Origin of the sequence: Roseisalinus antarcticus (genome assembly GCF_900172355.1) — a bacterium.
Lineage (GTDB): Bacteria > Pseudomonadota > Alphaproteobacteria > Rhodobacterales > Rhodobacteraceae > Oceanicola > Oceanicola antarcticus_A.
Map to the genome: position 1 here is coordinate 218,499 of NZ_FWFZ01000004.1, position 26,688 is coordinate 245,186.

27 protein-coding genes are annotated in these 26,688 nt (G+C 66.8%); 14 read left to right on the plus strand and 13 right to left on the minus strand.

Annotated elements, in window-relative coordinates:
* Positions 1-176: 176 nt before the first annotated feature.
* The 8 genes from ccoN to ccoS all read left to right on the plus strand — a co-directional run bounded on the left by ccoN (position 177) and on the right by ccoS (position 8,305).
* Positions 177-1,778 (plus strand): cytochrome-c oxidase, cbb3-type subunit I, encoded by a 1,602-nt coding sequence (ccoN, locus tag ROA7023_RS06095; RefSeq protein WP_085878124.1) that lies wholly within the window; start codon positions 177-179, stop codon positions 1,776-1,778.
* Between the two features lie 13 nt (positions 1,779-1,791).
* Entirely contained in the window at positions 1,792-2,610 is an 819-nt protein-coding gene (gene ccoO, locus ROA7023_RS06100) for a cytochrome-c oxidase, cbb3-type subunit II (protein WP_085878125.1), read from the plus strand.
* Positions 2,611-2,620: 10 nt separating this feature from the next.
* A complete protein-coding gene (locus tag ROA7023_RS06105; protein ID WP_085878126.1) occupies positions 2,621-2,848 on the plus strand; it encodes a cbb3-type cytochrome oxidase subunit 3 in 228 nt (75 codons plus the stop codon).
* Complete coding sequence (ccoP, locus tag ROA7023_RS06110; RefSeq protein WP_085878127.1) at positions 2,845-3,768, plus strand: cytochrome-c oxidase, cbb3-type subunit III; 924 nt, start codon at positions 2,845-2,847, stop codon at positions 3,766-3,768. Before ROA7023_RS06105 ends, ccoP begins: the two co-directional genes overlap by 4 nt.
* Positions 3,769-4,103: 335 nt before the next feature.
* Positions 4,104-5,528, plus strand: a complete 1,425-nt coding sequence (ccoG, locus tag ROA7023_RS06115; protein WP_085878128.1) for a cytochrome c oxidase accessory protein CcoG — start codon at positions 4,104-4,106, stop codon at positions 5,526-5,528.
* Position 5,529: 1 nt separating this feature from the next.
* Complete coding sequence (locus ROA7023_RS06120; RefSeq protein ID WP_085878129.1) at positions 5,530-5,976, plus strand: FixH family protein; 447 nt, start codon at positions 5,530-5,532, stop codon at positions 5,974-5,976.
* Complete coding sequence (locus ROA7023_RS06125) at positions 5,976-8,150, plus strand: heavy metal translocating P-type ATPase (protein WP_085878130.1); 2,175 nt, start codon at positions 5,976-5,978, stop codon at positions 8,148-8,150. The genes ROA7023_RS06120 and ROA7023_RS06125 overlap by 1 nt, the downstream gene beginning before the upstream one ends.
* A complete protein-coding gene (ccoS, locus tag ROA7023_RS06130) occupies positions 8,147-8,305 on the plus strand; it encodes a cbb3-type cytochrome oxidase assembly protein CcoS (RefSeq protein ID WP_085878131.1) in 159 nt (52 codons plus the stop codon). The genes ROA7023_RS06125 and ccoS overlap by 4 nt, the downstream gene beginning before the upstream one ends.
* Before the next feature lie 19 nt (positions 8,306-8,324).
* On the opposite strand, the gene aroQ is transcribed toward ccoS, so the two are convergent.
* From aroQ to ROA7023_RS06195, 13 genes are all read right to left on the minus strand, one after another.
* The gene (aroQ, locus tag ROA7023_RS06135; protein WP_085878132.1) at positions 8,325-8,759 is read right to left on the minus strand and encodes a type II 3-dehydroquinate dehydratase; all 435 of its coding nucleotides are present in this window, start codon (positions 8,757-8,759) and stop codon (positions 8,325-8,327) included.
* Positions 8,760-8,848: 89 nt separating this feature from the next.
* Entirely contained in the window at positions 8,849-9,067 is a 219-nt protein-coding gene (locus ROA7023_RS06140) for a formate dehydrogenase subunit delta (RefSeq protein ID WP_085878133.1), read from the minus strand.
* A complete protein-coding gene (fdhD, locus tag ROA7023_RS06145) occupies positions 9,057-9,872 on the minus strand; it encodes a formate dehydrogenase accessory sulfurtransferase FdhD (protein WP_085878134.1) in 816 nt (271 codons plus the stop codon). The genes ROA7023_RS06140 and fdhD overlap by 11 nt, the downstream gene beginning before the upstream one ends.
* A complete protein-coding gene (gene fdhF, locus ROA7023_RS06150) occupies positions 9,869-12,751 on the minus strand; it encodes a formate dehydrogenase subunit alpha (RefSeq protein WP_085878135.1) in 2,883 nt (960 codons plus the stop codon). The genes fdhD and fdhF overlap by 4 nt, the downstream gene beginning before the upstream one ends.
* A 99-nt stretch (positions 12,752-12,850) precedes the next feature.
* Positions 12,851-14,368 (minus strand): formate dehydrogenase beta subunit, encoded by a 1,518-nt coding sequence (locus ROA7023_RS06155; RefSeq protein WP_085878136.1) that lies wholly within the window; start codon positions 14,366-14,368, stop codon positions 12,851-12,853.
* Positions 14,365-14,832: a formate dehydrogenase subunit gamma gene (locus ROA7023_RS06160; protein ID WP_085878137.1), complete on the minus strand. Its 468-nt coding sequence runs from the start codon at positions 14,830-14,832 to the stop codon at positions 14,365-14,367. Before ROA7023_RS06160 ends, ROA7023_RS06155 begins: the two co-directional genes overlap by 4 nt.
* An 89-nt stretch (positions 14,833-14,921) precedes the next feature.
* On the minus strand, positions 14,922-15,815 hold the full coding sequence (locus ROA7023_RS06165; protein ID WP_085878138.1) for a LysR family transcriptional regulator: 894 nt from the start codon (positions 15,813-15,815) through the stop codon (positions 14,922-14,924).
* Positions 15,816-15,907: 92 nt separating this feature from the next.
* The gene (locus ROA7023_RS06170; protein WP_085878139.1) at positions 15,908-16,582 is read right to left on the minus strand and encodes a sugar transferase; all 675 of its coding nucleotides are present in this window, start codon (positions 16,580-16,582) and stop codon (positions 15,908-15,910) included.
* A 559-nt stretch (positions 16,583-17,141) separates the two neighbouring features.
* Complete coding sequence (locus ROA7023_RS06175) at positions 17,142-17,882, minus strand: metallophosphoesterase (protein ID WP_085878140.1); 741 nt, start codon at positions 17,880-17,882, stop codon at positions 17,142-17,144.
* 85 nt (positions 17,883-17,967) lie between these two features.
* Complete coding sequence (gene modC, locus ROA7023_RS06180) at positions 17,968-19,068, minus strand: molybdenum ABC transporter ATP-binding protein (protein WP_085878141.1); 1,101 nt, start codon at positions 19,066-19,068, stop codon at positions 17,968-17,970.
* Positions 19,065-19,760 (minus strand): molybdate ABC transporter permease subunit, encoded by a 696-nt coding sequence (gene modB, locus ROA7023_RS06185; RefSeq protein WP_085878142.1) that lies wholly within the window; start codon positions 19,758-19,760, stop codon positions 19,065-19,067. The genes modC and modB overlap by 4 nt, the downstream gene beginning before the upstream one ends.
* Positions 19,757-20,536: a molybdate ABC transporter substrate-binding protein gene (modA, locus tag ROA7023_RS06190; RefSeq protein ID WP_085878143.1), complete on the minus strand. Its 780-nt coding sequence runs from the start codon at positions 20,534-20,536 to the stop codon at positions 19,757-19,759. The genes modB and modA overlap by 4 nt, the downstream gene beginning before the upstream one ends.
* 66 nt (positions 20,537-20,602) lie before the next feature.
* Complete coding sequence (locus ROA7023_RS06195; RefSeq protein ID WP_085878167.1) at positions 20,603-20,986, minus strand: winged helix-turn-helix domain-containing protein; 384 nt, start codon at positions 20,984-20,986, stop codon at positions 20,603-20,605.
* Positions 20,987-21,141: 155 nt separating this feature from the next.
* Between ROA7023_RS06195 and kce the strand changes: the two genes are divergently transcribed.
* From kce to ROA7023_RS06225, 6 genes are all read left to right on the plus strand, one after another.
* Positions 21,142-22,074: a 3,5-dioxohexanoate:acetyl-CoA acetone transferase gene (kce, locus tag ROA7023_RS06200; RefSeq protein ID WP_200812463.1), complete on the plus strand. Its 933-nt coding sequence runs from the start codon at positions 21,142-21,144 to the stop codon at positions 22,072-22,074.
* A gap of 159 nt (positions 22,075-22,233) precedes the next feature.
* Positions 22,234-23,115: an MBL fold metallo-hydrolase gene (locus tag ROA7023_RS06205; RefSeq protein WP_085878145.1), complete on the plus strand. Its 882-nt coding sequence runs from the start codon at positions 22,234-22,236 to the stop codon at positions 23,113-23,115.
* Positions 23,116-23,396: 281 nt separating this feature from the next.
* Positions 23,397-24,044: a GntR family transcriptional regulator gene (locus ROA7023_RS06210; protein ID WP_159458450.1), complete on the plus strand. Its 648-nt coding sequence runs from the start codon at positions 23,397-23,399 to the stop codon at positions 24,042-24,044.
* Between the two features lie 60 nt (positions 24,045-24,104).
* Entirely contained in the window at positions 24,105-24,863 is a 759-nt protein-coding gene (locus ROA7023_RS06215) for an ABC transporter ATP-binding protein (RefSeq protein ID WP_200812464.1), read from the plus strand.
* Positions 24,863-25,720: an ABC transporter permease gene (locus ROA7023_RS06220; protein WP_085878148.1), complete on the plus strand. Its 858-nt coding sequence runs from the start codon at positions 24,863-24,865 to the stop codon at positions 25,718-25,720. The genes ROA7023_RS06215 and ROA7023_RS06220 overlap by 1 nt, the downstream gene beginning before the upstream one ends.
* Entirely contained in the window at positions 25,720-26,592 is an 873-nt protein-coding gene (locus ROA7023_RS06225) for an ABC transporter permease (RefSeq protein ID WP_085878149.1), read from the plus strand. The genes ROA7023_RS06220 and ROA7023_RS06225 overlap by 1 nt, the downstream gene beginning before the upstream one ends.
* Positions 26,593-26,688: the final 96 nt, after the last annotated feature.

The window sequence follows — 26,688 nt, forward strand, 5'->3', positions numbered from 1 at the left end:
CTTTTTGCCCGATCCTTGGGCGGCAGTCTTGCCGCGCCAGCGTTTCTCGGAGACTACCGAAGCCTTCGGTCAATTGGTTTGACGCAGATCAAGGTATCGAGAGCCGCCCTTTGACACACCGGCCCCTTAGGAAGCCCGTGCCGAAATGCAACGGGCAGAACGAGGGAACACTGATAATGTGGGATTGGATCAAGATTGCGATCCTGGGCATCGTTGCCCTGTTCGCAGCTTTGGCCGCGAATTGGGCCCGGGATCTGGCGTACCAGATCCATGCCCTGATCGTATTCGCCGTGGCCGCGGGGATGTTCATCTGGACCGTTCGGACGATGGGCGACGAAAAACCGCCCGCGCCCGTGGGGTACCAGGATGACGTTATCCGCGCGGGCGTCATCGCAACCGCCTTCTGGGGCATCACCGGCTTTCTGGTGGGGACGTTCATCGCCTTCCAGCTGGCGTTTCCGGCGCTGAACTTCGAGTGGGCGCAGGGATACGCCAACTTCGGACGGCTGCGGCCGCTGCACACCTCGGCGGTCATCTTCGCCTTTGGCGGCAACGCGCTGATCTGCACGTCGTTCTACATCGTGCAGCGGACCACCGCGGCGCGGCTATGGGGCGGAAACGCGGCCTGGTTCGTGTTCTGGGGCTACAACCTGTTCATCGTGCTGGCCGCGACCGGCTACCTTCTGGGCGCGACCCAGTCCAAGGAATACGCCGAGCCCGAATGGTACGTCGACCTGTGGCTGACGATCGTCTGGGTGGTCTACCTGCTGATCTTCCTCGGCACGCTGATCAAACGCAAGGAGCCGCATATCTACGTGGCCAACTGGTTCTTCCTCGCCTTCATCGTGACCGTCGCGATGCTGCATGTCGTGAACAATCTGTCGCTGCCGGTCAGCATCTTCGGCTCGCGCTCGGTGCAGCTGTTCGCCGGGGTGCAGGATGCGATGACGCAATGGTGGTACGGCCACAACGCGGTGGGCTTCTTTCTGACCGCCGGCTTCCTGGGGATGATGTACTACTTCGTCCCGAAGCAGGCCGAGCGCCCCGTTTTCAGCTACAAGCTCAGCATCATCCACTTCTGGGCGCTGATCTTCCTGTATATCTGGGCCGGTCCGCACCACCTGCACTACACCGCGCTGCCCGACTGGGCCTCGACCCTGGGCATGGTGTTCTCGATCGTGCTGTGGATGCCCAGCTGGGGCGGCATGATCAACGGCCTGATGACGCTGCAGGGCGCCTGGGACAAGATCCGCACCGACCCGATCATCCGGATGATGGTGATCTCCATCGGCTTCTACGGCATGTCCACGTTCGAGGGCCCGATGATGTCGATCCGTGCGGTCAACTCGCTGTCGCACTACACCGACTGGACCATCGGCCACGTGCACTCCGGTGCGCTGGGCTGGAACGGGATGATCACCTTCGCCGCGCTCTACTTCCTGACACCCAAGCTGTGGAACCGCGAGCGGCTGTATTCCCTGACCCTCGTGAGCTGGCACTTCTGGCTCGCCACGATCGGGATCGTCCTCTACGCCGCGTCGATGTGGGTCACCGGCATCATGGAAGGCCTGATGTGGCGCGAGGTCGACGCCCAGGGGTTCCTGGTCAACTCCTTCGCCGACACCGTGGCCGCGAAGTTCCCGATGTATGTCGTGCGGGGTCTGGGCGGGGTCATGTTTCTCGCCGGTGCGCTGATCATGTGCTACAACCTATGGATGACTGTCCGCCGCAGCCCGACCAGAGAGTCGGCGCCGGCTTCAGCCATCGCCGCCGAATGAAAGGGGGCGAGATATGACCGAAAACGAAAAACTCACCGATCCCGACAAGGATCCCAAGGTCGATCAGCTGGGCGACGGCAAGGTCCCCAACGAGCTGCCGCACCATAGTTGGTTCTTCCGGCATCACGGCAAGATCGAGCGCAATGCGACCCTGCTACTCGGGCTCAGCCTTGCCGTCGTGACGGTGGGCGGGATCGTCGAGATCGCCCCGCTGTTCTACCTGGAGAACACGATCGAGGAAGTGGAGGGCGTGCGCCCCTACTCCCCGCTCGAGCTCACCGGGCGCGAGATCTACATCCGCGAGGGGTGCTATGTCTGCCACAGCCAGATGATCCGTCCCATGCGGGACGAGGTCGAACGCTACGGGCACTATTCGCTCGCCGCCGAGTCGATGTACGATCACCCGTTCCAGTGGGGGTCCAAGCGGACGGGCCCCGACCTGGCGCGGGTCGGCGGGCGCTACTCGGACGAGTGGCACGTGCTGCACCTGACCGATCCGCAGGCCGTGGTGCCGGAATCGGTCATGCCCAAGTACGGCTTTCTGGCCGACCGGCTGATCGACGGCCAGTATGTCGAGGACCTGCTGAGCGCCCACCGCGCCGTCGGCGTGCCCTATACTGACGAGATGATCGACGTGGCATGGGCCGATTTCAGCGTGCAGACCGATCCCTTCGGGGATTGGGACGGGCTGGTCGAACGCTACCCGGGGGCCCAGGTGCGCAACTTCGACGGCGCACCGGGGATTTCCGAGATGGATGCCCTGATCGCCTATCTGCAAATGCTCGGCACGCTGGTCGATTTCTCGACCTTCACGCCCGACGCCAGCCGCTGAGGAGAGCGTCATGGACTATCACATCTTGCGCGAAATCGCGGACAGCTGGGTCTTGCTGATGATGTTCGCGGTGTTCCTTGGGGCCGGCCTCTGGGCCTGGCGCCCGGGCAGCCGGGAATTGCACGACGATGCGGCCCAGGTTCCGTTTCGCCACGAGGACAAGCCCGCCGGCGATTGCTCGGGGCGCTGCCAGGAGTGCGCCTGCAAGGGCTTTGATTTCACGGAGGCTCTGAAATGAGCGAAAAGGAAAAGGCGCCCGACACGACCGGGCACGAATGGGACGGGATCAAGGAGTTCGACAACCCGCTTCCGAAATGGTGGCTGTGGATCTTCTACGCGACGATCGTCTGGGGCGTCGGCTATACCATCGCCTACCCGGCCTGGCCGATGATCAACCGGGCGACGGCCGGGGTGCTGGGGTATTCCACCCGAGCGAACGTGGCCGAGGACATCGCCGCCGTCGAGGCGCAGAACGCCGAGTTGATGTCGCAGCTTGCCTCGGCCGATCTCGCGACGATCGCCGAGGACGAGACGTTGCACCAGTTCGCTGTCAACGGCGGGGCGGCCCTGTTCCGGGCCAATTGCTCGCAATGTCACGGTTCCGGCGCGGCGGGGGCCAAGGGCTTTCCGAACCTGATCGACGACGCCTGGATCTGGGGCGGCCGGATCGACGAGATCGCCTGGACCGTCGCCAACGGCATCCGCAACGAGGATTCGCCCGATGCGCGTGGCTATGGCGGCATGATGCAATCCTTCGCCGACATCCTGTCGCCCGAAGAGATGGACCAGGTCATCAACCACGTCCTGGCCATTTCGGGGCAGGAGCATGACGCCGAGCTCGCCGCGGCGGGCGAGACGGTGTACCTCGACAATTGCGCCTCGTGCCACGGCGAGAACGGCGAGGGCAGCCTTGCCGCGACCCGCTCCTACGAGGACCCCGAGGTCGTCTATCCGGATGGCGAGATGACCGGTGCACCGAGACTGTCGGACGCGATCTGGCTCTATGGCGGCTCCGAAGAGGCGATCCACGAGACGCTGATGAACGGCCGCGCCGGCGTGATGCCCGCCTGGTCCGAGGAATGGCGCATGCCCGGTTTGACCGAGGCCGAGATCAACGCGGTGGCGGCCTATGTCCACCAGTTGGGCGGCGGTCAATAGGGCCGCGATCTGGTAGCGGCTTGTGGCGACACCGACCGGCCGCCGGCCATCTTCAACGCCGGGGGCGGGCTCGCCGTCCCCGGCCTTTATCTTTCAGGGGCAGCGATCTTGCAGGGCCCGCCCTGCGGTCCTGCCACCGGGCCATCCTGGCCGCGGGCGCTGCGAACTGCCCGGACGCGCTGCGATCCCGTCCAGAGGGGGGCGGTCGGTCGGGCCATCGGGAAGGCGCCAATCGGCACGTGCGGTGGGCGACTTGACCTGAATCAAGGACTGCTGCGACGCGCGCTTCTAAAGAACGATGGCAGTTACATGTTTCATGCAGGACACCCGAATCCATGAGTCAGTCTGAGGCCCCGAAACTTTACGCCTCCCGCGAACCGGTCTTTCCCAGGCGCGTCAGCGGCTTCTTCCGCCGCACGAAGTGGTGGATCATGGCTGTCACCCTTGGGATCTATTACATTCTGCCCTGGATTCGCTGGGACCGCGGCCCGGAACTGCCCGACCAGGCGGTGCTGCTGGACCTCGCGGGCCGGCGTTTCTACTTCTTCTGGATCGAGATCTGGCCGCACGAATTCTATTTCGTCGCCGGTCTGCTGGTGATGGCCGGGCTGGGCCTGTTTCTGTTCACCTCGGCGCTGGGACGGGTGTGGTGCGGCTATACCTGCCCGCAGACGGTCTGGACCGACCTGTTCATCCTGACGGAACGCTGGATCGAGGGGGATCGAAACGCCCGCGTCCGGCTCTGGAAGCAGAAGTGGACCCTCCGCAAGCTGCGCTTGAGGCTGACCAAGTTTGCCGTCTGGGCGGTGATCGGGCTCGCGACGGGCGGGGCATGGGTGTTCTACTTTGCCGACGCGCCGACGCTTGCGCGGGACCTGGTGACCGGGCAGGCCCCCGCGGTGGCCTATACCACCATGGCCATCCTCACCTTCACCACCGTCTTCATGGGCGGCATCGCCCGAGAGCAGGTCTGCATCTATGCCTGTCCCTGGCCCCGGATCCAGGCCGCGATGATGGACGAGGACACGATCACCATCGGCTATCGCGACTGGCGCGGAGAGCCGCGGGGCAAGCACCGCAAGGCCGCCGGGGCCGAGGCGCTGGGCGATTGCATCGATTGCAACGCCTGCGTCAACGTCTGCCCGATGGGCATCGACATCCGCAACGGCCAGCAGATGGAATGCATCACCTGCGGCCTGTGCATCGACGCCTGCGACGACGTGATGGCCAAGGTCGGCAAGCCGCGCGGCCTGATCGACTATTTCGCGCTCTCCGACGAGACCGAGGAGCGCGCGGGCGGTCATCCCAAGCAGATCTGGCGGCACGTCTTCCGGCCGCGTACCATGGTCTATACCGCGCTGTGGTCGATCGTGGGGATCGGGCTGGTCTTCGCGCTGTTCATCCGCTCGGACATCGAGCTGACGGTCGCCGCGGTGCGCAATCCCACCTTCGTCACGCTGTCGGACGGGTCCGTGCGAAACGCCTACGAGATCCGCCTGCGCAACAAGCAAGGTGAGGAACGCCCCTTCCGGATCACCATCGACGGGGATCCGATGCTGTTCGCCGATCTCGAAGGCACCCCGTATGAGACAGTGCCCGTCGCCGCCAACAGCACACATCTGCAACGGGTCTATGTCACTGCGCCCGCGGGGTCGGAACAGGCCGCGGACCCGCGCACGGACTTTCGCTTCTGGGTCACGGACCTGACCAACGGGGACCGGGCCTATCAGGACAGCCACTTCAACGGATCGGAAAGCTGAGATGGAGATAACCGGAAAACACGTTTTCCTAGGTATGGCCGGCGCCTTCGGCATCATCATCGCCGTCAACGTGCTGATGGCGACCCAGGCGCTACGGACCTTTCCGGGGCTGGAGGTCAAGAACTCCTACGTCGCGTCGCAGACCTTCGACGTCGACCGCGCCGCGCAAGAGGCTTTGGGCTGGGACGTCTCGGCCCGGGTCGAGGGCAGCGACCTGCTCCTTTCGATCTCGGATGCCGCCGGGCAGCCGGTGAACCCGGTCAGCGTCAGCGGCACTTTCGGCCGCGCGACGAGCGTGCGCGACGACCAGGTCCCCGCCTTCGTCTTCGACGGTACCGTGCTGCGGGCCCCGGTCGAGGCTGGCCCGGGCAACTGGAACCTGCGACTTGAGGCCGTGGCCGGAAATGGCACGGTCTTTCGCCAGCGGGTGATCGTGGAGCATCCCTGATGGCCTATGCCGAACAGCCCGGCCCGGCGGCCTGTCCGGGCTGCCTCATGGCGCCGCAGATCGCCCGGACCGCCCGCAAGGCGCGGGCCGAGGGCGGGGAAGAGGTGCAGCTGTCGTTGCCCGGCATTCATTGCGCCTCGTGCATCTCGGGCGTCGAACGGGGGCTGATGGATCTGTCCGGGGTCCGGGATGTCCGGGTCAACCTGACGCGCAAGCGCGCGACGGTGCGGGTCGACGCGGATGTCGAGACGGCCCAGCTCGTCTCACACCTGGCGCGTCTGGGGTTCGAGGCGCAGCCGCTGGACAGCGCGACGCTGAGCTCGGGCGAAAGCGACCGCGCCGCGCGAGAGCTGCTGATGCGGCTCGGCGTGGCGGGCTTCGCGATGATGAACGTGATGCTGCTGTCGGTTGCCGTCTGGTCGGGGGCCGCCGATGCGACGCGGGATCTGTTCCACTGGATCAGCGCGGCCATCGCCATTCCGACGGTCGCCTTCGCCGGGCAGCCGTTCTTTCGCTCCGGTCTGGGGGCGCTGCGGGGCGGGCGGCTCAACATGGATGTGCCGATCTCTCTGGCGATCCTGCTGGCGGTCGGCATGTCCGTCTATGAGACAGCAAACCACGGCGATCACGCCTATTTCGATGCCGCGCTCTCGCTGACCTTCTTCCTGCTTGCGGGGCGCTATCTTGACCAGAGGATGCGCGGCGTGGCCCGGTCGGCGGCGGCGGAACTGGCCGCGCTCGAAGTGCCCGTGGCCCTGCGGATCGGCGAGGCGGGCCCCGAGGGCGTGCGGGTCGCCGAGGTGGCCGTGGGCGACCTGCTGATCCTGCGCCCCGGCGCCCGCGTGCCGGTGGACGGTGTCGTGACCGACGGGGCGAGCGAGATCGACCGGGCCTTCCTGACCGGCGAGACCGACCCGGTCGCGGTGGCGCCGGGCGCGGCGCTGCGGGCCGGCGAGGTGAACCTGACCGGCGTCCTGACCCTGCGGGCAGAGGCCGTGGGCGAGGATACCGTCCTGCATGCGCTTGCCGACCTGGTGTCGGTCGCCGAAGAGGCGAAATCCCGCTACAGCACACTGGCCGACCGGGCCGCGCGTCTTTACGCGCCGGCCGTGCATCTGCTGGCGCTTGCCGGTTTCGTTGTCTGGCTCGGGATCGCCGGCGACGTGCGGGTCGCGCTGCAGGTCGCGGTGGCGCTGCTGATCATCACCTGCCCCTGTGCGCTGGGCCTTGCCGTGCCGGCGGTGTCGACCGTGGCATCGGGGCTGCTGTTCCGGCGCGGTTTGCTCGTCAAACACGGCACCGCCCTGGAACGGCTGGCCGAGGTGGATTGCGTCGTCTTCGACAAGACCGGCACCCTGACCCTCGGCGACCCCGTGCTGGCCGCGCCCGAGGCGCTGCCGCGCGAGGCCATGGCCGCGGCCGTCGCCCTCGCGCAGGGATCGGACCACCCCAGGTCGCGGGCCATCGCCGCCGCCGCGCAGCCACTGGATCTTCCGGACATCCGGCTGACGGAGGTGACCGAGGTTCCCGGCCATGGCGTCGAGGGCTTTTGGGAGGGCCGCAGGGTCCGGCTTGGCCGCGCGGGGTGGGTCGGGGCGCAGGGCTCCGGGACGATGATCGCGATAGAAGGGGCGCCGCCTGTGGCGCTGGAGTTCCGCGACAGATTGCGCCCCGGGGCCAAGGCTCTCCTGTCGGCCCTCGACCTGCCCGTCATGCTGTTGTCCGGCGATGCCGAGGGGCCGGTCCGCGCCCTCGCCCGCGATCTGGGCATCGACGATTGGCAGGCAGAGATGCTGCCCGAGGACAAGGCCCGCGTGCTTGAACGGCTGTCGGCCGAGGGGCGCAAGGTGCTGATGGTCGGCGACGGGCTCAACGATGTCGGGGCGCTTGCCATGGCCCATGTCTCCATCGCGCCGGCCTCTGCGCTGGAGGCGGCCCGAGTGGCTGCGGACGTGGTGCTGGTGTCGCCCGACCTCGGCCGGGTCGCCGATGCGCTGCGCGTGGGCCGGGTGGCAAGGCGGCGCATCCTCGAGAATTTCGCGGTGGCCGGGCTCTACAATGCGATCGCGATCCCGGTGGCCTTTGCCGGGCTGGCGACGCCGCTGGGGGCGGCCATCGCCATGTCCACCTCGTCCATCGTCGTATCGCTCAACGCGCTGAGGACGCGGATATGAATGTTCTGGCGATCCTGATCCCGGTTTCGCTGGGCCTCGGCCTGCTGGGGCTTCTGTCGTTCTGGTGGACGCTGCGCGAGCGGCAATACGACGACCCCGAGGGCGACCGGCACCGGATCCTGACCGACGAATACGACGACCACCCGAAGGACTAGGCGCCGCCGCCCGCGGGCGTCAGAGCACCAGCGTCGCCATCCGGCGCAGCGCCAGCAGGTACCCCTCGGTCCCGAAGCCCGCGATCACGCCGGTGGCGCGGGCCGAGATGTAGGAATGGTGGCGAAAGCCCTCGCGCGCATGGACGTTCGAGATGTGAAGCTCGATCACCGGGCCATCGAACGTGTTCAGCGCATCGAGTATGGCAATGGAGGTGTGCGTGTAGGCCCCGGCATTCAGGATGATCCCGGCGCTGGCCTGCCGCGCCTCCTGGATCCATTCCACAAGCTCTCCCTCGTGGTTGGACTGGCGCAGCAGGGTCTCCAGCCCCAGCTCGGCCCCGAGCGCGGTGCAGTCCCGCGCCACATCGTCGAGCTTTTCGTGCCCGTAGATCTCGGGCTGGCGCTGGCCGAGCAGGTTGAGGTTCGGGCCGTTCAGAATGTCGATCTTGGGCATGGTGGTCCCCGCTGTGGTCCCGCCGTTATGGCGCGGCCCCGGCGCCCCGTCTAGCGCGGCGGCGGTCGCGGCAGGCGCCGCCCGCGCGGTCAGGCGGCCGGCGCGTGGATATGGGCGATGGCGGCGCGGACCAGGGGCGAGAGCCCGCCGCCCCCCGTGGCGGCATGATCCAGCAATTGCTGGCGCATCCGCGGATCCCAGAAGTCGTTGATATGCGCGGCCACCTTTTCCGCGCCGTCGGCGCCGGGCTGCGTCTCGAAGAAGGTGGCAATCTGGTTGGCCATGCGGACCATCTTGTCAGGCGACATCGGCGGCTCCGGTCTTGATGCGGCGAGGATGGGCGTAAAGGTCGAACCCGCCGCCGCCGGCGAAGGCGGCGAGCGTCAGCCCCGCCCCCTCGGCGAGGCGCAGGGCATGGGCCGTGGGCGCCGAAACGGCGACAAGAACCGGACAGCCGGCCATCGCGGTCTTCTGCACCATCTCGACCGAGACGCGAGAGGTCAGGACGATGGCGCCCGTCGCCGGTTCGAGCCCCGCCCGCGCCATGGCCCCGACCAGCTTGTCCAGCGCGTTGTGGCGCCCGACATCTTCGCGGGCGAGGACGATTCCGACGCCCGGTTGCAAGAAGCCCGCAGCATGCACCGAGCGGGTTCGGTCATGCAACGGCTGAGAGGATCGAAGCGTGTCCGTCGCCCCCGCGATCTCGGCGGCGTCGAATTCGGGCCCCTCCGGCACGGCGGGCAGGTCCCGTATCGCGGCCTCGAGGCTGTCGATGCCGCAGAGGCCACAGCCGACCGGACCGGCCATGTAGCGCCGACGCCCGGCAAGCGCCGCGCGGCGATGCTCTGGCAGCCAGAGCCGTGCCTCGATGCCGTCGGGGTGTTCGACGACCTCGACCTCGCCGATCTCGGACAGGGGCGCGAAGCCCTCCGTCAGCGTGAAGCCGATGGCGAAATCGACGATATCCGCCGGGGTCGCCATCATCACCGCCTGGGTGGAGCCGTCATAGACCATGGCCACCGGGCTTTCCTCCGGCAGGGTCCGGGTCACATTGCGGACCCCGTCGCGCTGCACCGACAGGCCCGTGGCACTTCGGGTCGGGCTGACGGTCATTCGGCGGCGGGCAGGATGCGCCGGGCGCGATCCGCCATCTGCGAATAATTCTCTTGCCAGTCACTGGGGCCGTTCGAGGGCGCGACCTGGACCGCGGTGACCTTGTATTCCGGGCAGTTCGTGGCCCAGTCGGAATAATCCGTTGTAATGACGTTGGCCTGCGTTTCAGGATGATGGAATGTGGTATAAACCACACCGGGTGACACACGGTCCGTCACGGTCGCCCGCAGCGTCGTCTCTCCGGAGCGGGAGGCAAGACGCACCCAGTCGCCATCCCCGATGCCCCGGTTCTCGGCGTCGTGGGGGTGGATCTCCAGCAGATCCTCCGCATGCCAGACCGTATTCCCGGTCCGCCGGGTCTGCGCGCCCACGTTGTATTGCGACAGGATGCGCCCGGTCGTCAGCAGCAGCGGAAAGCGGGGGCCGGTCTTTTCATCCGTGGCCACGTATTCCGTGACGATGAACCGGCCCTTGCCGCGCACGAACCCGTCGACATGCATCAACGGGGTGCCCTCGGGATTGGCCGCGTTGCAGGGCCACTGGACGGACCCCTTCTCTTCCAGCAGCTCATAACTGACACCGGCGAAGGAGGGCGTGGTCGCCGCGATCTCGGCCATGATCTGGGCTGGGTGGGTATAGGTCCAGCCCGCGCCCATCGCATTGGCCAGGTGCTGCGTCACCTCCCAGTCGGCAAAGCCGTTGCGGGGCGCCATCACCCGCCGCACCCGGTTGATCCGGCGCTCGGCATTGGTGAAGGTCCCGTCCTTTTCAAGGAACGTCGAGCCCGGCAGGAAGACATGGGCGTAGTTCGCCGTCTCGTTCAGGAACAGGTCGTGGACGATGACGCATTCCATCGCCGCCAGGCCGGCCGCCACATGCTTGGTGTCGGGGTCCGATTGCAGGATGTCCTCGCCCTGACAGTAGAGGCCCTTGAACGTCCCGTCCACCGCCGCGTCCAGCATGTTGTTGATGCGCAGCCCGGGTTCCGGGTCGATCTCCACCCCCCACGCCTGCCTGAAGACATCGCGCACCTCGGCGCCCTTCACATGGCGATAGCCCGGCAGTTCATGGGGGAAAGAGCCCATGTCGCAGGAGCCCTGCACGTTGTTCTGACCGCGCAGCGGGTTCACGCCCACGCCCTTGCGCCCGACATTGCCCGTGAGCATGGCGAGGTTCGCGATCGACATGACGGTGGTGGAGCCCTGCGAATGCTCGGTGACCCCCAGCCCGTAATAGATCGCCCCGTTGCCCCCGGTCGCGAACAGCCGCGCGGCGGCGCGCAGCTCCTCGGCCGGGACGCCGGTCAGCATCTCGGTCGCTTCCGGCGCGTGGCGCGGGTCCGACACGAAGGCGGCGTAATCCTGGAACTCGTCCCAGTCGCAGCGCTCGCGGATATAGGCCTCGTCCATCAGCCCTTCGGTGACGATCACATGGGCCAGCGCCGTGACCACGGCCACGTTGGTGCCCGGCCGCAGGGGCAGGTGATGGGCCGCCTCGACATGGGCCGACCGTACAAGGTCGATCCGCCGCGGGTCGATGACGATCAGCTTCGCGCCGGCCCGCAGCCGCTTCTTCAGGCGCGAGGCAAAGACCGGGTGCCCGTCGGTCGGGTTCGCGCCGATGACGATGACGACATCCGTATGCTCGACCGAGTCAAAATCCTGCGTCCCTGCGCTGGTGCCGAAGGTCTGGCCCAGCCCGTAGCCGGTGGGCGAATGGCAGACCCGCGCACAGGTATCGGTGTTGTTGTTGCCAAAGACCGCGCGGGCGAGCTTCTGCACGAGGAACGTCTCCTCGTTGGTGCAACGGCTCGAGGTGATGACCCCGATGCTCCTCTGCCCGTAGGTCTCCTGCAGGCCGCGCAGCCGGCTTGCGGCAAAGCCCAGCGCCTCGTCCCAGGACACCTCGCGCCAGGGGTCGGTGATCTTGTCGCGGATCATCGGGTTCAGGATGCGATCCTTGTGCGAGGCGTAGCCATAGGCGAACCGCCCCTTCACGCAGGAATGCCCCCGGTTTGCCTTGCCATGCTTGTAGGGCGTCATCCGCACCACCTGGTCGCCGTTCAGCTCCGCCTTGAACGAACAGCCGACCCCGCAATAGGCGCAGGTGGTCACGACGCTTCGGGTGGGTGTGCCCAGCTCGATCACGGATTTCTCCTGCAACGTCGCGGTCGGGCAGGCCTGTACGCAGGCGCCGCAGGACACGCAATCCGAGGTCAGGAAATCGTCCGCGGGCGTCCCGGCCGAAACGCGGCTGTCAAAGCCCCGTCCTTGAATCGTCAGCGCGAAGGTTCCCTGCACCTCCTCGCAGGCCCGGACACAGCGCGAACAGACGATGCACTTGGCCGGGTCGTAGGTGAAATAGGGGTTGCTGTCGTCCTTGGGCACATAGAGGGGATTGGCCTCGCCGCCCGCCTCGGCCCGCGTTTCGAAATGGTTGTCGCCGGGGGCATAGCGCACGTCCCGCAGCCCGACGGCGCCGGCCATATCCTGCAACTCGCAATCGCCGTTGGCTGCACAGGTCAGGCAATCCAGCGGATGGTCCGAGATATAAAGCTCCATCACCCCGCGCCGGATCTTCTGCACCTTGGGCGATTGGGTGCGCACCACCATCCCCGCCGCCACCGGTGTTGTGCAGGAGGCCGGCGTGCCCCGCCGTCCCTCGATCTCGACCACGCACAACCGGCAGGACCCGAACGCCTCCAGATTGTCCGATGCGCAAAGCTTCGGAATATCCAGCCCGGCCTCGGCGGCCGCGCGCATCACCGACATGCCCTCGGGCACGGTGACCTCGAACCCGTCGATGGTCAGGACAACCGGCGCCCCGTCCCGCGCGGGCGTTCCCATGTCGCGGTCCCCGGGGATGATGAAATCCTTCATCTCACGCCCTCTCCAACTTCTTCTGGTTCAAAATATCCCGGGGAGCGCGAGGGGCTGGCCCCTCGCTTCCGCCCGATGTCACGGGTCCGCGGCGCCGGATCATTCCGCCGCCTCCCGCGCCCGGGAAAAGTCTTCGGGAAACAATGTCAACGCCGACATCACAGGATAGGGCGTGAACCCCCCCAGCGCACAAAGAGACCCGTCCTTCATGGTCTCGCAAAGATCGGTCAGAAGCTCCGCCGCGCCGGCATCGCCCCGGGCGATCCTGTCGATGGTTTCCACCCCGCGCACGGCGCCGATCCGGCATGGCGTGCATTTGCCACAGCTCTCCACCGCGCAGAATTCCATCGCGAACCGCGCCATCCCCAGCATGTCGGCGCTGTCGTCGAAGACGACGATCCCGGCATGACCGATCAGCCCCCCGGCACCGTCGAATTCCTCATAGCCGAACGGCGTGTCGAACTGGTGCGGCGCGAAATAGGCCCCCAGCGGGCCGCCAACCTGGACCGCCTTCACCGGGCGGCCGCTCCGGGTGCCGCCCGCGATCTCGTCGACCAGCCCGCCCAGCGGCATGCCGAAAGCGGTCTCGAACAACCCGCCCCGGGCCACGTTTCCCGCGATCTGCACCGGGATCGTCCCGCGAGACCGGCCAAGGCCAAAATCCGCATAGAACGCCGCCCCCTTCGCCAGGATCACCGGCACCGTCGCCAGCGAGATCACGTTGTTGACCACCGTGGGCCGGCCCAGGAACCCTTCGAGGGCGGGCAGCGGCGGCTTGGCCCGAACGACGCCGCGCTTGCCCTCGAGCGAATTGAGCAGGGACGTCTCCTCGCCGCAGACATAGGCGCCGGCGCCGACGCGGATCTCCATCTCGAACCCCCGGTCCGACCCGAGCACCCTCGGCCCCAGCACCCCCCCAGCGCGGGCGATCTCGACGGCCCGGCGCATAACCGCGATGGCATCGGGATATTCCGAGCGCAGGTAGACATAGCCACGCTTGGCCCCGGTGGCGAGGCCGGCGATCACCATGCCCTCGATCAGGGTAAAGGGGTCGCCCTCCATGATCATGCGGTCGGCAAAGGTGCCGCTGTCGCCCTCGTCGGCATTGCACACGATGTATTTCTGCGCCCCGGGCGCGTCGTGGACCGTCTGCCACTTGATCCCCGTGGGAAACCCCGCGCCGCCGCGCCCGCGCAGACCGGAGGTACGGACCTCGTCCACCACCTCCTGCCCGGTCATGGCGATCGCCCGACGGAGCCCGGCCAGGCCGCCATGAGCCTCGTAATCGCCGAGGTCTAGCGGGTCGATCACGCCGCAGCGGGCAAAGGTCAACCGCGTCTGGCGGGCAAAGAACGGGATGGCCTCCACCGGGCCGAGGCTCTGCGCGGAGCCGTCCAGCAGGGCGGGCGCATCGGCGGGCGTCACCGGGCCGAAGGCCTCGCGCCCCGCGCCCCGGTCGATCTCCACCAACGGTTCCAGCCAGACCATGCCGCGGCTTCCGGGCCGGATCAGCTCGATCTCGAGCCCCCGCGCTGCCGCCTCGGTCGCAAGGGCGCTCGCGACATCGTCGGCGCCGACCGCCTTGGCGGCGCTGTCGCCGGAGACATAGACCTTCATGCCCCCACCTCGGCCAGCATGGCATCGGCCCTGGTCTCGTCCACCCGGCCGATCACGCGGTCGTCGACCATCACCGCCGGCCCGCAGGCACAAAGCCCGAGGCAATAGACAGGCTCCACCGTGACCGAACCATCCGCGGTGGTGCCGTGCCAGTCGACCCCGAGCCGCGCCAGAAGATGCGCGGACAGGGCCGTTCCGCCGACGGCCTGGCAGGCCTCCGCACGGCAGATCCGCAGCACATGGCGCCCCGCCGGGGCCGTGCGGAAATCATGGTAGAAACTCACGACGCCGTGCACTTCGGCGGCGGTCAGGTTCAGCGCATCGGCGATCACTGGCAGGGCGGAGGCCGGGATATGCCCGTATTCGGCCTGCACCGCGTGCAGGATTGGAAGAAGCGGCCCTTCTAGCGCCATGAAGGGCGCGACGAGTGCGCGGATGTCAGAGCTGTCTGGCGCGTGGGGCATGGGGGAATCCGTTCGAGTCACGCGTCTCCCTGCCTGTCATTGCATTGCAAATCAATATCGCTTTTCCGTCAGACAATCGAAAAAATCAATCACTCGCCCTCGTCGCCCGCCAGCTGCTGCGCCGCCTCCATCAGGGATTGCAGCACCGGCGTATGCGGTTCCTGGTGGGTGGCCACCAGGCCTACGGCGTGGCCGTCATCCGCCGAGGCAAGTGGCACGAGCCGCAGGTCGTGACCCTTCGCCAGGAACCGGGCCAGTCCCGCGGGCAGGATCGTCGCCCAGCCCCCGCGGACCACGTGGCTGACCAGCACGACGGTGGAGTTCGACACGATCGGCACGCGCGGGGCCAGCCCCGCCTCCATCAGGCGCCTGTTGATGATCCGGCGATTCTGCATGTCCGGGGTCAGAAGGCACAGCCGGGTCTCTGCCAGATCGCCCCAGCCGATCCCGGGCCGGTCGGCCAGCGGATGGTCCGGGGCGCAGACCAGAACGTAGGTCTCCCGATAAAGCAGCCGCGTGGTCACCCGCCCCAGCGGCTCGTTGTCGAGATAGGATACCCCCGCGTCGATCTCCAGATCCTCGAGCATCGTCAGGATCTCGGCCGAGGGGCGCGACAGGATGGTGAAGTCGATGTTCGGATGCCGGCGGTTGAACTCATGCGCCAGCCGCGCGGCCCAGGTCAGCGCCGTGGGGATCACCGCGAGACGGAGGTGGCCGGAGAGGCCCTCGTGGCTGTGGCGCATCTCGTCGCGCAGGCGCCGGGCGTCGCCGACGATCTGCCGCGCCCGGACAAGCGCCCGCTGGCCCTCGGGGGTCAGCCCGCCAAACCTCGACCCGCGCTGGACAAGCTTCACGCCCAGCTGTGCCTCGAGTTGCTTGATGCCGGTGGAAAGGGTGGGTTGGGTCAGCCCGAGGCTTTCGGCGGCGCGGCCGAAGTGGCGTTCGCGCGCGAGCGCGATGAGCATCTCGAGTTTCCCGATCACGCTGTCAGATATGCGCCCCTATGGTGCCGAAAGCAAAGGCGACGGCATCAATGTGCCTTCGCCTGTCGATGTCGCATTGGGCTCTGACCAGTTCACTTGCCGGTGCGGTTCACGACGACGCCCAGCGTCTTGACCAGGATCGCGAGGTCGAAGGCCAGCGAATGGCGCCGGACATAGACCCGGTCCATCTGGACGCGGGAGGCGTAGCTGACGTCGTTGCGCCCCGACACCTGCCAATACCCCGTCACGCCGGGGCGGACGGCGAGATAGCTTTCCTGAGCCGCTCCGTAATAGACGAGCTCCTCGGCGATGACGGGCCGGGGGCCGACCAGGCTCATGTCGCCCTTCAAGACGTTCCAGAGCTGGGGCAGCTCATCGAGGCTGGTCTTGCGCAGCACGCGCCCGAGTCTTGTGATTCGGGGATCGTTCCGGAGCTTGCGGTCACGGGCCCATTCCGCCGCGATCTCGGGATCATGTTCGCAAAGCTCGTGGATCAGGTTCTCGGCGTTCGGCACCATGGTGCGCACCTTGTAACAGCGGAAAACCCGCCCGTTTCGACCGATCCGCTCCTGGAAATAGAACGGTCTGCCGCCGCTGAACCGGGCGGCGATGACCAGAACAGCCAAGATCAGCAGGGCCAGCGGAAGGAGAAAGATCGACAGTGAGATGTCGAAAAACCGCTTCCCATGGCGGCGATAAAACCGGGAAGTTCCGTACGCCGTGGGCGCACGACACGCATCGTCGAAATTGGCAACTTTGTGTGCCATGGCTTCACCCCACCTATCAAACTAAAAAGGCTTAAGAAAACCGAACTGGCGAAACCACTTAACGACTTGGATCTGGATTGATTGCTGCGATGCCGCAACGGCACTCACAATCTCTAAATTAACTTTTAGCTTTACTCAAGCAACAGAGTCCTCGGGTGACCGCTTTTTTGGCGAAATCATGAGCGTAGTGCCCGGTAATGTGGCTGGCCAGCTCGGAGCTTCAGGTCCTTCCGCCGTCGTGGAATGTCCGGCGTTGGCCTTCCGGCAAGACCGCCGGTAAACTACGGGACTCGGTCCGCGATTTGCCCTTCTGTCTGGTGCAAGTGGCTGAGAATAAACACCTTTCAGGAATGATGGCGTCGCGCGGGCGAAGACGGCCCACCCCCGCAATGTGCCGGCCAGTGGGGGGGGCCGGCGGCCGGGTGCGCCAAACCGGAGCGATCGGCGTGGCCCCGACAACCGCCCGAGTCGCAGTCGCTGGCCCGGTCGCCGGGGCCGGTCGCCGAAAAGCTGAGGCGCGGTTGCAGCATTTTCGCGGGCCCCCCGGTATATCCATACCTCAGGTCGAAACGAACTGGACTCCGCTCTCCTCGATCACGGCGGCGGTCAGGCGTCCGGTGGCATAGGCCCCGGTATCGACCGAGATCCGCCCGGCCTCGGCGACGGGCGTGGGGATGATGGTATGACCATGGGCCACCCAGATCCCGTCCCGGCGCGGCACCCGTGTGAAATTCGGGTGCCCCCACAAGAGATGCTTGCTCTGTTGCTCTGACATCGGGGTGCGCGGGTCGGCGCCGGCGTGCACGACGGTGACATTGCCGGAGCTGTACATCAGCGGCCGCTCCGTCAGCCAGTCGAGCAGCGCCTTGCCCGCCGCCAGCTGCAGGGCGTCGCGGGCGGTGACCAGCTCGGGACCCGTGGTGGTCTGGTTGACGCCGCCCACGCCGAAGCTTGCAAGGGTCTGGAGCCCGCCGTTGCGCAGCCAGAACCGCCCGGCGTCCTCGGGCACCGCCAGAAAGTCGAGCATCATCCGTTCGTGATTGCCCATCAGGCAGTGGATCGCGCCATGGCTGTCGGCCTCGACCTCGTGCAGGCGCCTGAGCACGGTGGCGGAATCCTCGCCGCGGTCGACGTAGTCGCCGACAAAGATGGTGGTGGCGCCGGGGTCCAGCATCTCTCCCAGCCGCTCCAGTTGCCTCAGCGAACCGTGGATGTCGCCGATGACCTGGATCTTTTCGCGCGGGGCCGGCGGCTCGAAGGTCGCGCGGCGGGAAAAGAGGTTGGCGAAAGGCGTCTTCATCCGGTCTCCTGGGAATGCCGCGGCGGGACGTGGCGTCGGGACGATAATCCAGCACGGGGGGCGAGACCAGCACCCTGCGAAAATCCTAGGTCGGCCCGCCGGGCTGGCGGCCGATGTCCTGCGGCGCGATGGCCACGGATTTGACGATCGCGTGGCAGGGCATCCCCGCGTCCAGGCCGAGAGTCGCGACGGAGCGGCGGGTGATGCGCGCCAGGATCGTGCCCGCGCTGGTGTCGAGCGAGACAATGGCCCCCGGCCCGTCGCCCGGGCGGATGCCGGTGACGTGACCGGGGAGGATATTGAGCGCGGATTGACCGACCGGCGCCACCGTGGACAGGGTGACGTCATGGGCCGCGATCCGCAGACGCACGGCGCTGCCGGGCGGGTGCGCAATTCGCGGCAGGAACAGGGAAATGTCGCCTGCCCTCAATTCGGTCAGCCCGTCGGCGGCATGAGCCACGACCCGCGCCTCGATCAAGGCGCCCGCCTCCCGGGCGCCCAGGGGTGTGACAGAGGAATCGCCCAGCACGTCGCGCACCGATCCGTGCCGCACGACCTGCCCGTCCTCCAGCACCACGACACTGGTGGCGAGCCGCGCGACCTCGGCCACCGAATGGCTGACATAGAGGATGGGCACGGCGACCTCGTCGCGCAGGCGTTCGAAATAGGGCAGCACCTCGGCCTTGCGGGCGTCGTCCAGCGCGGCGAGGGGCTCGTCGGCCAGGATCAACCGGGGGCTGGCCAGCAGCGCCCGACCGATCCCGACGCGCTGTTTCTCGCCGCCAGACAGCGCACCGGGGCGGCGGTCGAGCAGGGGGCCGATCCCCAGCATCTCGACCACGTGACCGACCCGATCGCTGCGCTGACCCCGGGGGGCGAAGCGGCGGCCATAGGTCAGGTTCTGCCGCACGGTGAGGTGCGGAAACAGCCGCCCCTCCTGAAAGATGTAGCCGAGCCGCCGCCTGTGCGGCGGCAGCCAGACGCCACGGGCAGAATCCGACAGCACCACATCGTCCAGCGCGATGCGCCCCGCGTCGGGCCGCAGCAGGCCCGCAACCGCGTTGGCCACGGTGGTCTTGCCCGACCCCGACCGCCCGAAGAGGACGGTGATGCCCGCCGGCGCCTCGAACGCCGCGTCGAGGGTGAAGCCCGGAAAGGCGTGAGAGAGCGTGACCGACAGCGTCATGCGCCCGACACCCGCCCGGCCACACGGCGGCCGATGACCTCGGACAGCAACAGCGCCGCCATGGACACCACCACCGAGATCGCCACCAGCCGCAGGGCCGCGCCCTCTCCGCCCGGCACCTGCAGGAAGGTATAGATGGCCGAGGGCAGGGTCTGGGTCTGTCCGGGGATGTTCGACACGAAGGTGATCGTGGCGCCGAATTCCCCCATCGCCTTGGCGAACCCCAGTATCGCCCCCGCGACCAGGCCGGGCAGGATCAGCGGCAGGGTGACGGTCGCAAATATCCAGGGCCGGGAGGCGCCGAGGGTCGAGGCGGCCTCTTCCAGCTTCGGATCGACCGCCTCGATTGACAGGCGGATGGCGCGGACCATCAGCGGAAAGGCCATGACGGCCGCCGCCAGCGCCGCGCCGGTCCAGCGAAAGGCGAAGACGATCCCGAGCTCGCCCAGCAGGCGCCCCAGCGGCCCCTGGGTGCCAAAGAGCAGCAGCAACAGGTAGCCCGTCACCACCGGCGGCAGGATCAGCGGCAGATGCACCAGCCCGTTGACCAGCAGCTTGCCCGGAAACGACCACCGCGCGAGCGCATGGGCCGCCAGGACGGCCAGCGGCAACGTCATCAACATCGCGACCAGGGCGACCCGCAGGGACAGCGCGACGGCCTGCCATTCCTGGGGGCCGAGCCAGCCCGTCACCCGGGGCCGTCCAGCAGGACAAAGCCCTGGGCCTCGAAGATCTGCCGGGCGGCGGGGCTGCGGAGGGCGTCGAGGAACGCGGTCTCTTCGGGCAGGTCTCGGGTCGTGAGGTCCGCTACCGGATAGATGATCGGAGGATGGCTGTTCGCGGGAAAGGTGCCGACCACGGTGACACGGGGCTCGGCGGCCGCGTCGGTGGCATAGACGATGCCGTAGGGCGCCTCGCCGGTTGCCACGAGCGCGAGGGCGGTCCTTGCATTGTCGGTCTGTGCGACGGATGCCGCGATGCCGTCCCAGAGCCCGAGGCATTCCAGCGCGGCCTTGCCATAGATCCCGGCAGGCACCGCCTCGACCAGCGCCATCGCCAGACGCCCGCCGCCCAGCCGCGTCGCGAGGTCGAAGGCGGGGCCGATCTTGGCAGGGGCGGCCCCGGGATCATGGGCGATCAGGACAAGCGCGTTGCCCAGTAGGTCCTGCCGCGTTCCGTCCTCTAGCAGGCCCTCATCGGCCAGAACATCCATCCATGCGGTGTTGGCCGACAGGAAGATGTCGGCAGGCGCCCCCAGCTGGATCTGCCGCGCCAGCGCCGAGGATCCGGCATAGGACACCAAGACCGAGGTGCCGGTCTCTGCCTCGACCATCGCCACGATCTCGTCGAGCGCGGTCTTGAGGCTGGCGGCGGCGAAGACGGTGACCGTCTCGGCGGCCGACACGCCGGCGCCAAACAGGGTCAGGCCTGCCGAGAGCATGGCGGCCCGGGCGGTCTGCAAGGTCATGGGCTCTCCGAGAACGGGCGATATGTCCGGGTGAACATATTGGTCAGGGCAGGTGCTGGGCAAGGCCTAAGTCTCGTCCGGGCGGTCACGCAGCAGGGCCTGAAGGGCGGCCACATCGGCCGCGCCGGCCCGCGCCGCGCTCTCCTCCAGCCTGCGATAATGGGCCAGCACGCGGTCCCCGGCCTCGGTCAGATGGGCCCCGCCGCCCGAGGGGCCGCCGCGGGTCCGGCCGACCAGGGGCTCGCGGAAGGCGCGGTTCATTTCTTCGACCAGGTTCCAGGCCCTCTTGTAGCTCATGCCCATGGCCCGGCCGGCGGCGGCGATGGAGCCTGCCTCGCGGATCCGGCCCAGCAGGTCGGCCTTGCCGGGGCCCAGCATCGCCTGGCCCCCGAACTGGATGCGCAGGCGCAACCGCGGCGCGGTGCCGGGGACCGTCGGATCATCTGCCATGGCGCAACTGTCGGCCATCGCGGCGGTGCTGGCAACCGGGCCGCGCCCGGCGGTCCGGCGCGATCGGTCGCGCGACCTCGGCCACATCACCTGTTGACATAACCCGCAAGCAAGCCGACCTATCTTGTTAAGAAAACAGAGATATGAGGTATGTCATGGCGAGACCGAGCAAGGCGATCATCACCTGCGCGGTGACCGGTGCGATTCATACGCCCTCCATGTCGCCCTATCTTCCGATCACGCCGGAGGAGATCATCGAATCCGCCATCGGCGCGGCAGAGGCCGGGGCGGCGATCCTGCACCTTCATGCCCGGGACCCCGAGACCGGGCGCCCGGACCAGACACCCGAGGCGTTCGGGCGCTTCCTGCCGCAGATCAAGCAGCGCACCTCGGCGGCGATCAATATCACCTCGGGCGGCAGCCCCTTCATGAAGGTCGAGGAACGGGTGCTGCCCGCGGCCCGGTTCAGCCCCGAAGTCGCCTCTCTCAACATGGGCTCGATCAACTTCGGGCTCTACGGGATGCTCGACCGCTACAAGGACTTCAAGCATGCGTGGGAGCCGGAGTTCCTCGCCTCGACCCGGGACCTGGTGTTCCGGAACTCGTTCCAGGATATCGAGTACATCCTCGAGACCTGCTATCAGAACGACACGCGGTTCGAGTTCGAGTGTTACGACATCGCGCATCTTTACAACCTCAAGCATTTCCTCGACCGGGGGCTGCTGAAGCCGCCGCTGTTCATCCAGTCGGTGTTCGGCATCCTGGGCGGCATCGGCACCCATCCCGAAGACGTCATGATGATGAAGCGGACCGCCGATCGGCTGTTCGGCGACCAGTACCGCTGGTCGGTGCTGGGGGCGGGTGCGGCGCAGATGCGGATCGCCGCCATGGCCGCCAGCATGGGCGCGAACGTGCGCGTGGGGCTGGAGGATTCGCTGTGGGACGGGCCCGGCAGGCTGGCGAGATCCAACGCGGACCAGGTCACGCGGGTGCGGCAGATCCTCGAAGGGATGGGGCTGGAGATCGCGACGCCTGACGAGGCGCGAGAGATCCTGCAACTCAAGGGCGCGGACAAGACCGCGATGTGAGGCCCCGCTGCGGGGCGCCCATCGCTTCTTGCGATACCCGGCATCGGCATTCTTCATCACGGGAGCCGCCCCGCCGCGCTATCTTCCCGTCCAAGCCGCCCGTCAGGCGGCGCACCCCCCGCCGCGGTCACGCCGCACCCCGTATTCGATGGAGACACCATGAGCGACACAAGCACCCCGATCCGTCCGGTGATACAGCGTTTCCGGCTTGGGGAGGCCTGGGTGACCACGATCCTTGACGGCGCACAGCTGCGAGAGCCCCTGCGGCCGCCCTTCATGATGGACAAGGACGATGCCGCCCTGCAGGCGATCGCCAGCGAGAATCGCCTGCCCTGGGACCAGTTCGAGAACACCTACACCCCTGTCGTCGTCGAGCTTGGCGGAGAGGTCGTGCTGATCGACACGGGCTTCGGCCCCGGCGGGCGGAACGCCGGCGCGGGGATGTTGCGCGAACGGCTGGGGCAGGCGGGCTATGGGCCCGAGGACATCACGGTCGTGGCCTTCACCCATTCCCACCCCGATCATATCGCGGGCGTGATGGAGGGCGACACGCTCGCCTATCCCAACGCCCGCCACGTCATCGGTCGGGTGGAGTTCGACGCCTGGAAGAGCGGTGAAGGCATCCCCGAAAGCCGCGCCGCGAACCGCGATCTGTTCCTCAAGGTCATAGCGCCTCTGGAAGATCAGCTGACATTCGTGGCCGAAGGCCAGAGCGTGGTGCCAGGCATCGTGGCCGAAGAGGCGTTCGGCCATTCCCTCGGCCACATGATGTATCGGGTCACCAGCGGGGGGCAGGAGGCGCTGATCTGGGGCGACGTCACGAATCACTATGCCTTCTCGCTGCGCCATCCGGACAGCCCCGTGGGATTCGACGACGACAAGCCGCAAGCAATCGAGACGCGCAAACGGGTGCTCGCGATGGTCGCGGACGCCGGAACCCTCGTGATCGGACACCACATGCCGTTCCCGGCGGTGGGCCATGTAGAGCGGGACGGCGACAGCTATGCCTGGCGGCCGGCGACCTACCAGCTCTGGATCTGACCGAAACGGGCCCTTGATATTTCATGATACCCGGTATCTGAAGATCTGAAGCGCAAAAAAAGGACGGCGGCCGAGTGCTCGGCCGTCTTTTTCGTGCTGGCCCGCATCCGCTTGAATCCGTGGGAAATTGATAGTTCATTATAGTATACAATGGTTTTTCAGAGAGTCTGGTAAATTCACGAGTCCTCCGTTTGGGCTGCACGTCCCAGAAAAAGCTTGCGCATTGACGTAAATGATCGCTTGATAAAAGATCAGTGAAATTTCTCGGGAGACCGTTTTCAGTGAATCTGATCCGTCACAAAGTTCTGGACCTGATCCGAAGCGAGATCCTCAGCTGCACCTTTCAGCCGGGGGAAGAGCTGCGCGAAGCCGATCTGGCCGACCGCTACGACGTGTCGAAATCGCCCGTGCGAGAAGCGCTCCAGTATCTGAAATTCGAAGGCCTGGTCGAGACCGAGCCGCGCCGGGGCCACCGGGTCACGCCGATCTCGGTGTCGGACGCCCATGACATCCTCGACATGCGCGAGGCGCTGGAGCTGGCGGCCACGCGCAAGATCGCGAAGGACGCCAGCGATGAGACGCTGAAGGGCTTCGACGCCTGGCGCGAGGCCGACGTGTCCGACATCCGGGCCTTCGCCAGCTACAACAGGGCCTTTCACATCGTCATCGCGGAGGCCTCGGGGAACCGGCGCCTGCTGCGCGAGGTCCGGCGCCTGCTCGACGCCTACGAGCGGCTGTGTCTCGTCTCTCTGGAACGTCTTCGCGATGACCAGGGCGACATGCGCGAGGCGCTTTCGGACCATTGCGTCCTTATCGATTCGCTTCAGGCGCGCGATGCCAGGGCCGCCGCGCGGATCAGCGAGCGGCATCTGCGGCGTTCCAGACGGCAGATCATCAAGGGATTGGAGAACCGTCCGATTGTCGACTGACACGGACGGCGGGCCGAGGAGGGGCCGAACATAATGGACGGGGCAGGGAGTGTGCAGAAGATGAGCGGCAGCGTGGTAGGGGCCCAGCGCCTGGGAAAGACGTTCGGCGATGGCAGCGTGGTGGCCCTGGAGGATGCGACGTTCGACATCCGGCCCGGATCCTTCGTCTCCCTCGTGGGGCCGTCGGGATGTGGCAAGTCGACGATGCTGCGGCTGATCGCGGGGCTGATCGGCAAATCGTCGGGAGAGCTGATGGTTCACGGCAAGTCGGTCGAGGGGCCGCGGACCGATGTCGGCATGATGTTTCAGAAAGCCACCCTTCTGGACTGGCGCACGGCGATCGAGAACGTCCTGCTGCCGACGGAGGTGTCGCGCACGGTGACCAAGGCGGACCGCAAGCACGCCGCCGACCTGTTGCGGATGGTGGGGCTCAAGGATTTCCTCTTCGCCTATCCCTCGCAGCTGTCCGGCGGGATGCAGCAGCGGGTCGCGCTGGCGCGGCTGCTGCAAACCGGTGTCGACCTGCTGTTGCTGGATGAGCCTTTCGGCGCACTGGACGAGTTCACCCGCGAACGGCTCAACGTCGAGCTGATGCGGATCGTGACCGAGCTGAAGTCCACGACGCTGTTCGTCACGCACAACATCGCCGAGGCGATCTTTCTGGCCGACCAGGTCTTTGTCATGACGCCGCGCCCGGGACGGATCGCGCAGATCGTCGAGGTCCCGTTCGACCGCCCGCGCCCGCTGTCGATTCAGACCTCGCCCGAATTCAACGCGCTCGTTGCCGAAGTGCGGGACATCCTGGGTGAGGATCACTGATGGCCATCGCCGAAAGCACCCTGCAGAAAGGCAGCGGCGGCATCAGCGTTCGCCAACGCAAGATGCTGACCCATGCGGCCATTTTCCTGATCCTTGTCGGCCTGTGGGAGATTGGCAGCCGTACAGGCTGGCTCGACCCGCTGTTCTATCCGCGCCCGACCAACATCCTGCGGTCGTTCTGGCTGATCTACATCGCGAACGGCAATATCTGGTTTCACCTCTATGCCACCATGGTGCTTGTCTTCGCAGGCTGGTTGGCGGGGTCGATCCTGGGGGTCGGACTTGGGGCGCTGGTGGGCTTCAACCCGCTCGTGCGCCGGTTTCTGAAACCCTATGTTATCGTGCTCGAGGCGACTCCGCGGATCGCTGTCGCTCCGTTGCTGATCGCGCTACTGGGCTTCGGCGCGCCGTCAAAGATCGCCATCATCATGCTGGTCTGCTTCTTCGCGCCCTTCATCAACACCCTGTCGGGCGTGGTGAACGTGAACGAGGACCGGCTGGAGCTGTTCCGGTCCCTCGGCGCCAGCAAGATGCAGGTCCTGCGCAAGCTGGTGCTGCCCGACGCGATCCCGGTCATAATGGCAGGTGAGCGTCTGGCCCTGACAGCGGCCCTGTCCGGGGCGCTGGTGGCGGAATTCATCCAGCGCGACGAGGGCATCGGCTCGTTGATCCTGATCTACACCCGCAACCTGAACATGGCCTCCGCCTTCGCGTGCATCTTCACGCTGACGATCGTCGGCTTCCTGATCTTTCGCGGGATGGAGCGGCTCGACCTCTGGATCGCCTACTGGAAATCCGAGACCGGCATGAAGCGCGTGGGCGCCCGCCGGGCCCGGCAGATGAAGGGAGACATCTGATGGCCGATACGTCAACGCAGGACCGCGACAACATCTGGTTCGCACGTGCCATGGGCGTCCTGCCGCATATCATGCTGTTCCTCGGGCTTCTGGCCGCGTGGGAGATCGCGGTGCGGACCGGGATCATCACCTCGATCATCATCCCGCCGCCGAGCAAGATCGTCGCCGCGATCTGGATGCTCTATGTGTCGCAAGGAACAATCTACAAGCACTTCTTCATCACCTTCACAGAGGCGGTGGTCGGCTTCGGCATCGGCGCCGGCGTGGCGATCAGCCTGGCGGTGGCCTCGGCCCTGTCCGAGCGGTTCAAGACCTATGTCTCGCCCTATGCCATCGTGCTGAACGTGACGCCGGGCATCGCGCTCACGCCGATCATCATCGCCTGGTTCGGCTTCGGCATGGGCTCGAAGATCGCGCTGGCGGCGATCATCTCGTTCTTTCCGATCTTCGTGAACACGCTGTCGGGGCTGTTGCAGCGCGACGAGGACCGCGAAGAGCTGTTCCGGTCCCTCGGCGCGACCCACTTCAAGGTGTTCCTGAACCTGCGGGTGCCTTCGGCCCTGCCGCTGATGTTCGCGGGCCTCAAGATCGGCCTGACGACAGCGCTGATCGGCGCCGTGGTGGCCGAGTTCACCCAGGCGACCGACGGTGTCGGCGTCCTGATGAGCCGCTTCTCGTTCCAGCTGAACATGGCGGCCTCGCTCGCGACCCTTTTGAGCATGACCCTGATCGGGCTCATCCTCTTCTATTCAATGGAATTTCTCGACGACCGGATCGTTTTCTGGCGGCGAGAGACGCGCAGGGCGGCAGCGTCCCGCGCGAAAGCCCGGCGCTGGGAGGCGAGTTATGCCCGAAAGTTGGTGATGGTCTGAAGTAGGCGGCATATCATGGCGGTGTTCAAGATGCCGTCGTTCTCAGAGAGAAAGGATATGCCACCATGGCCAAATCTACCGTTGTCCCGTTCGAGC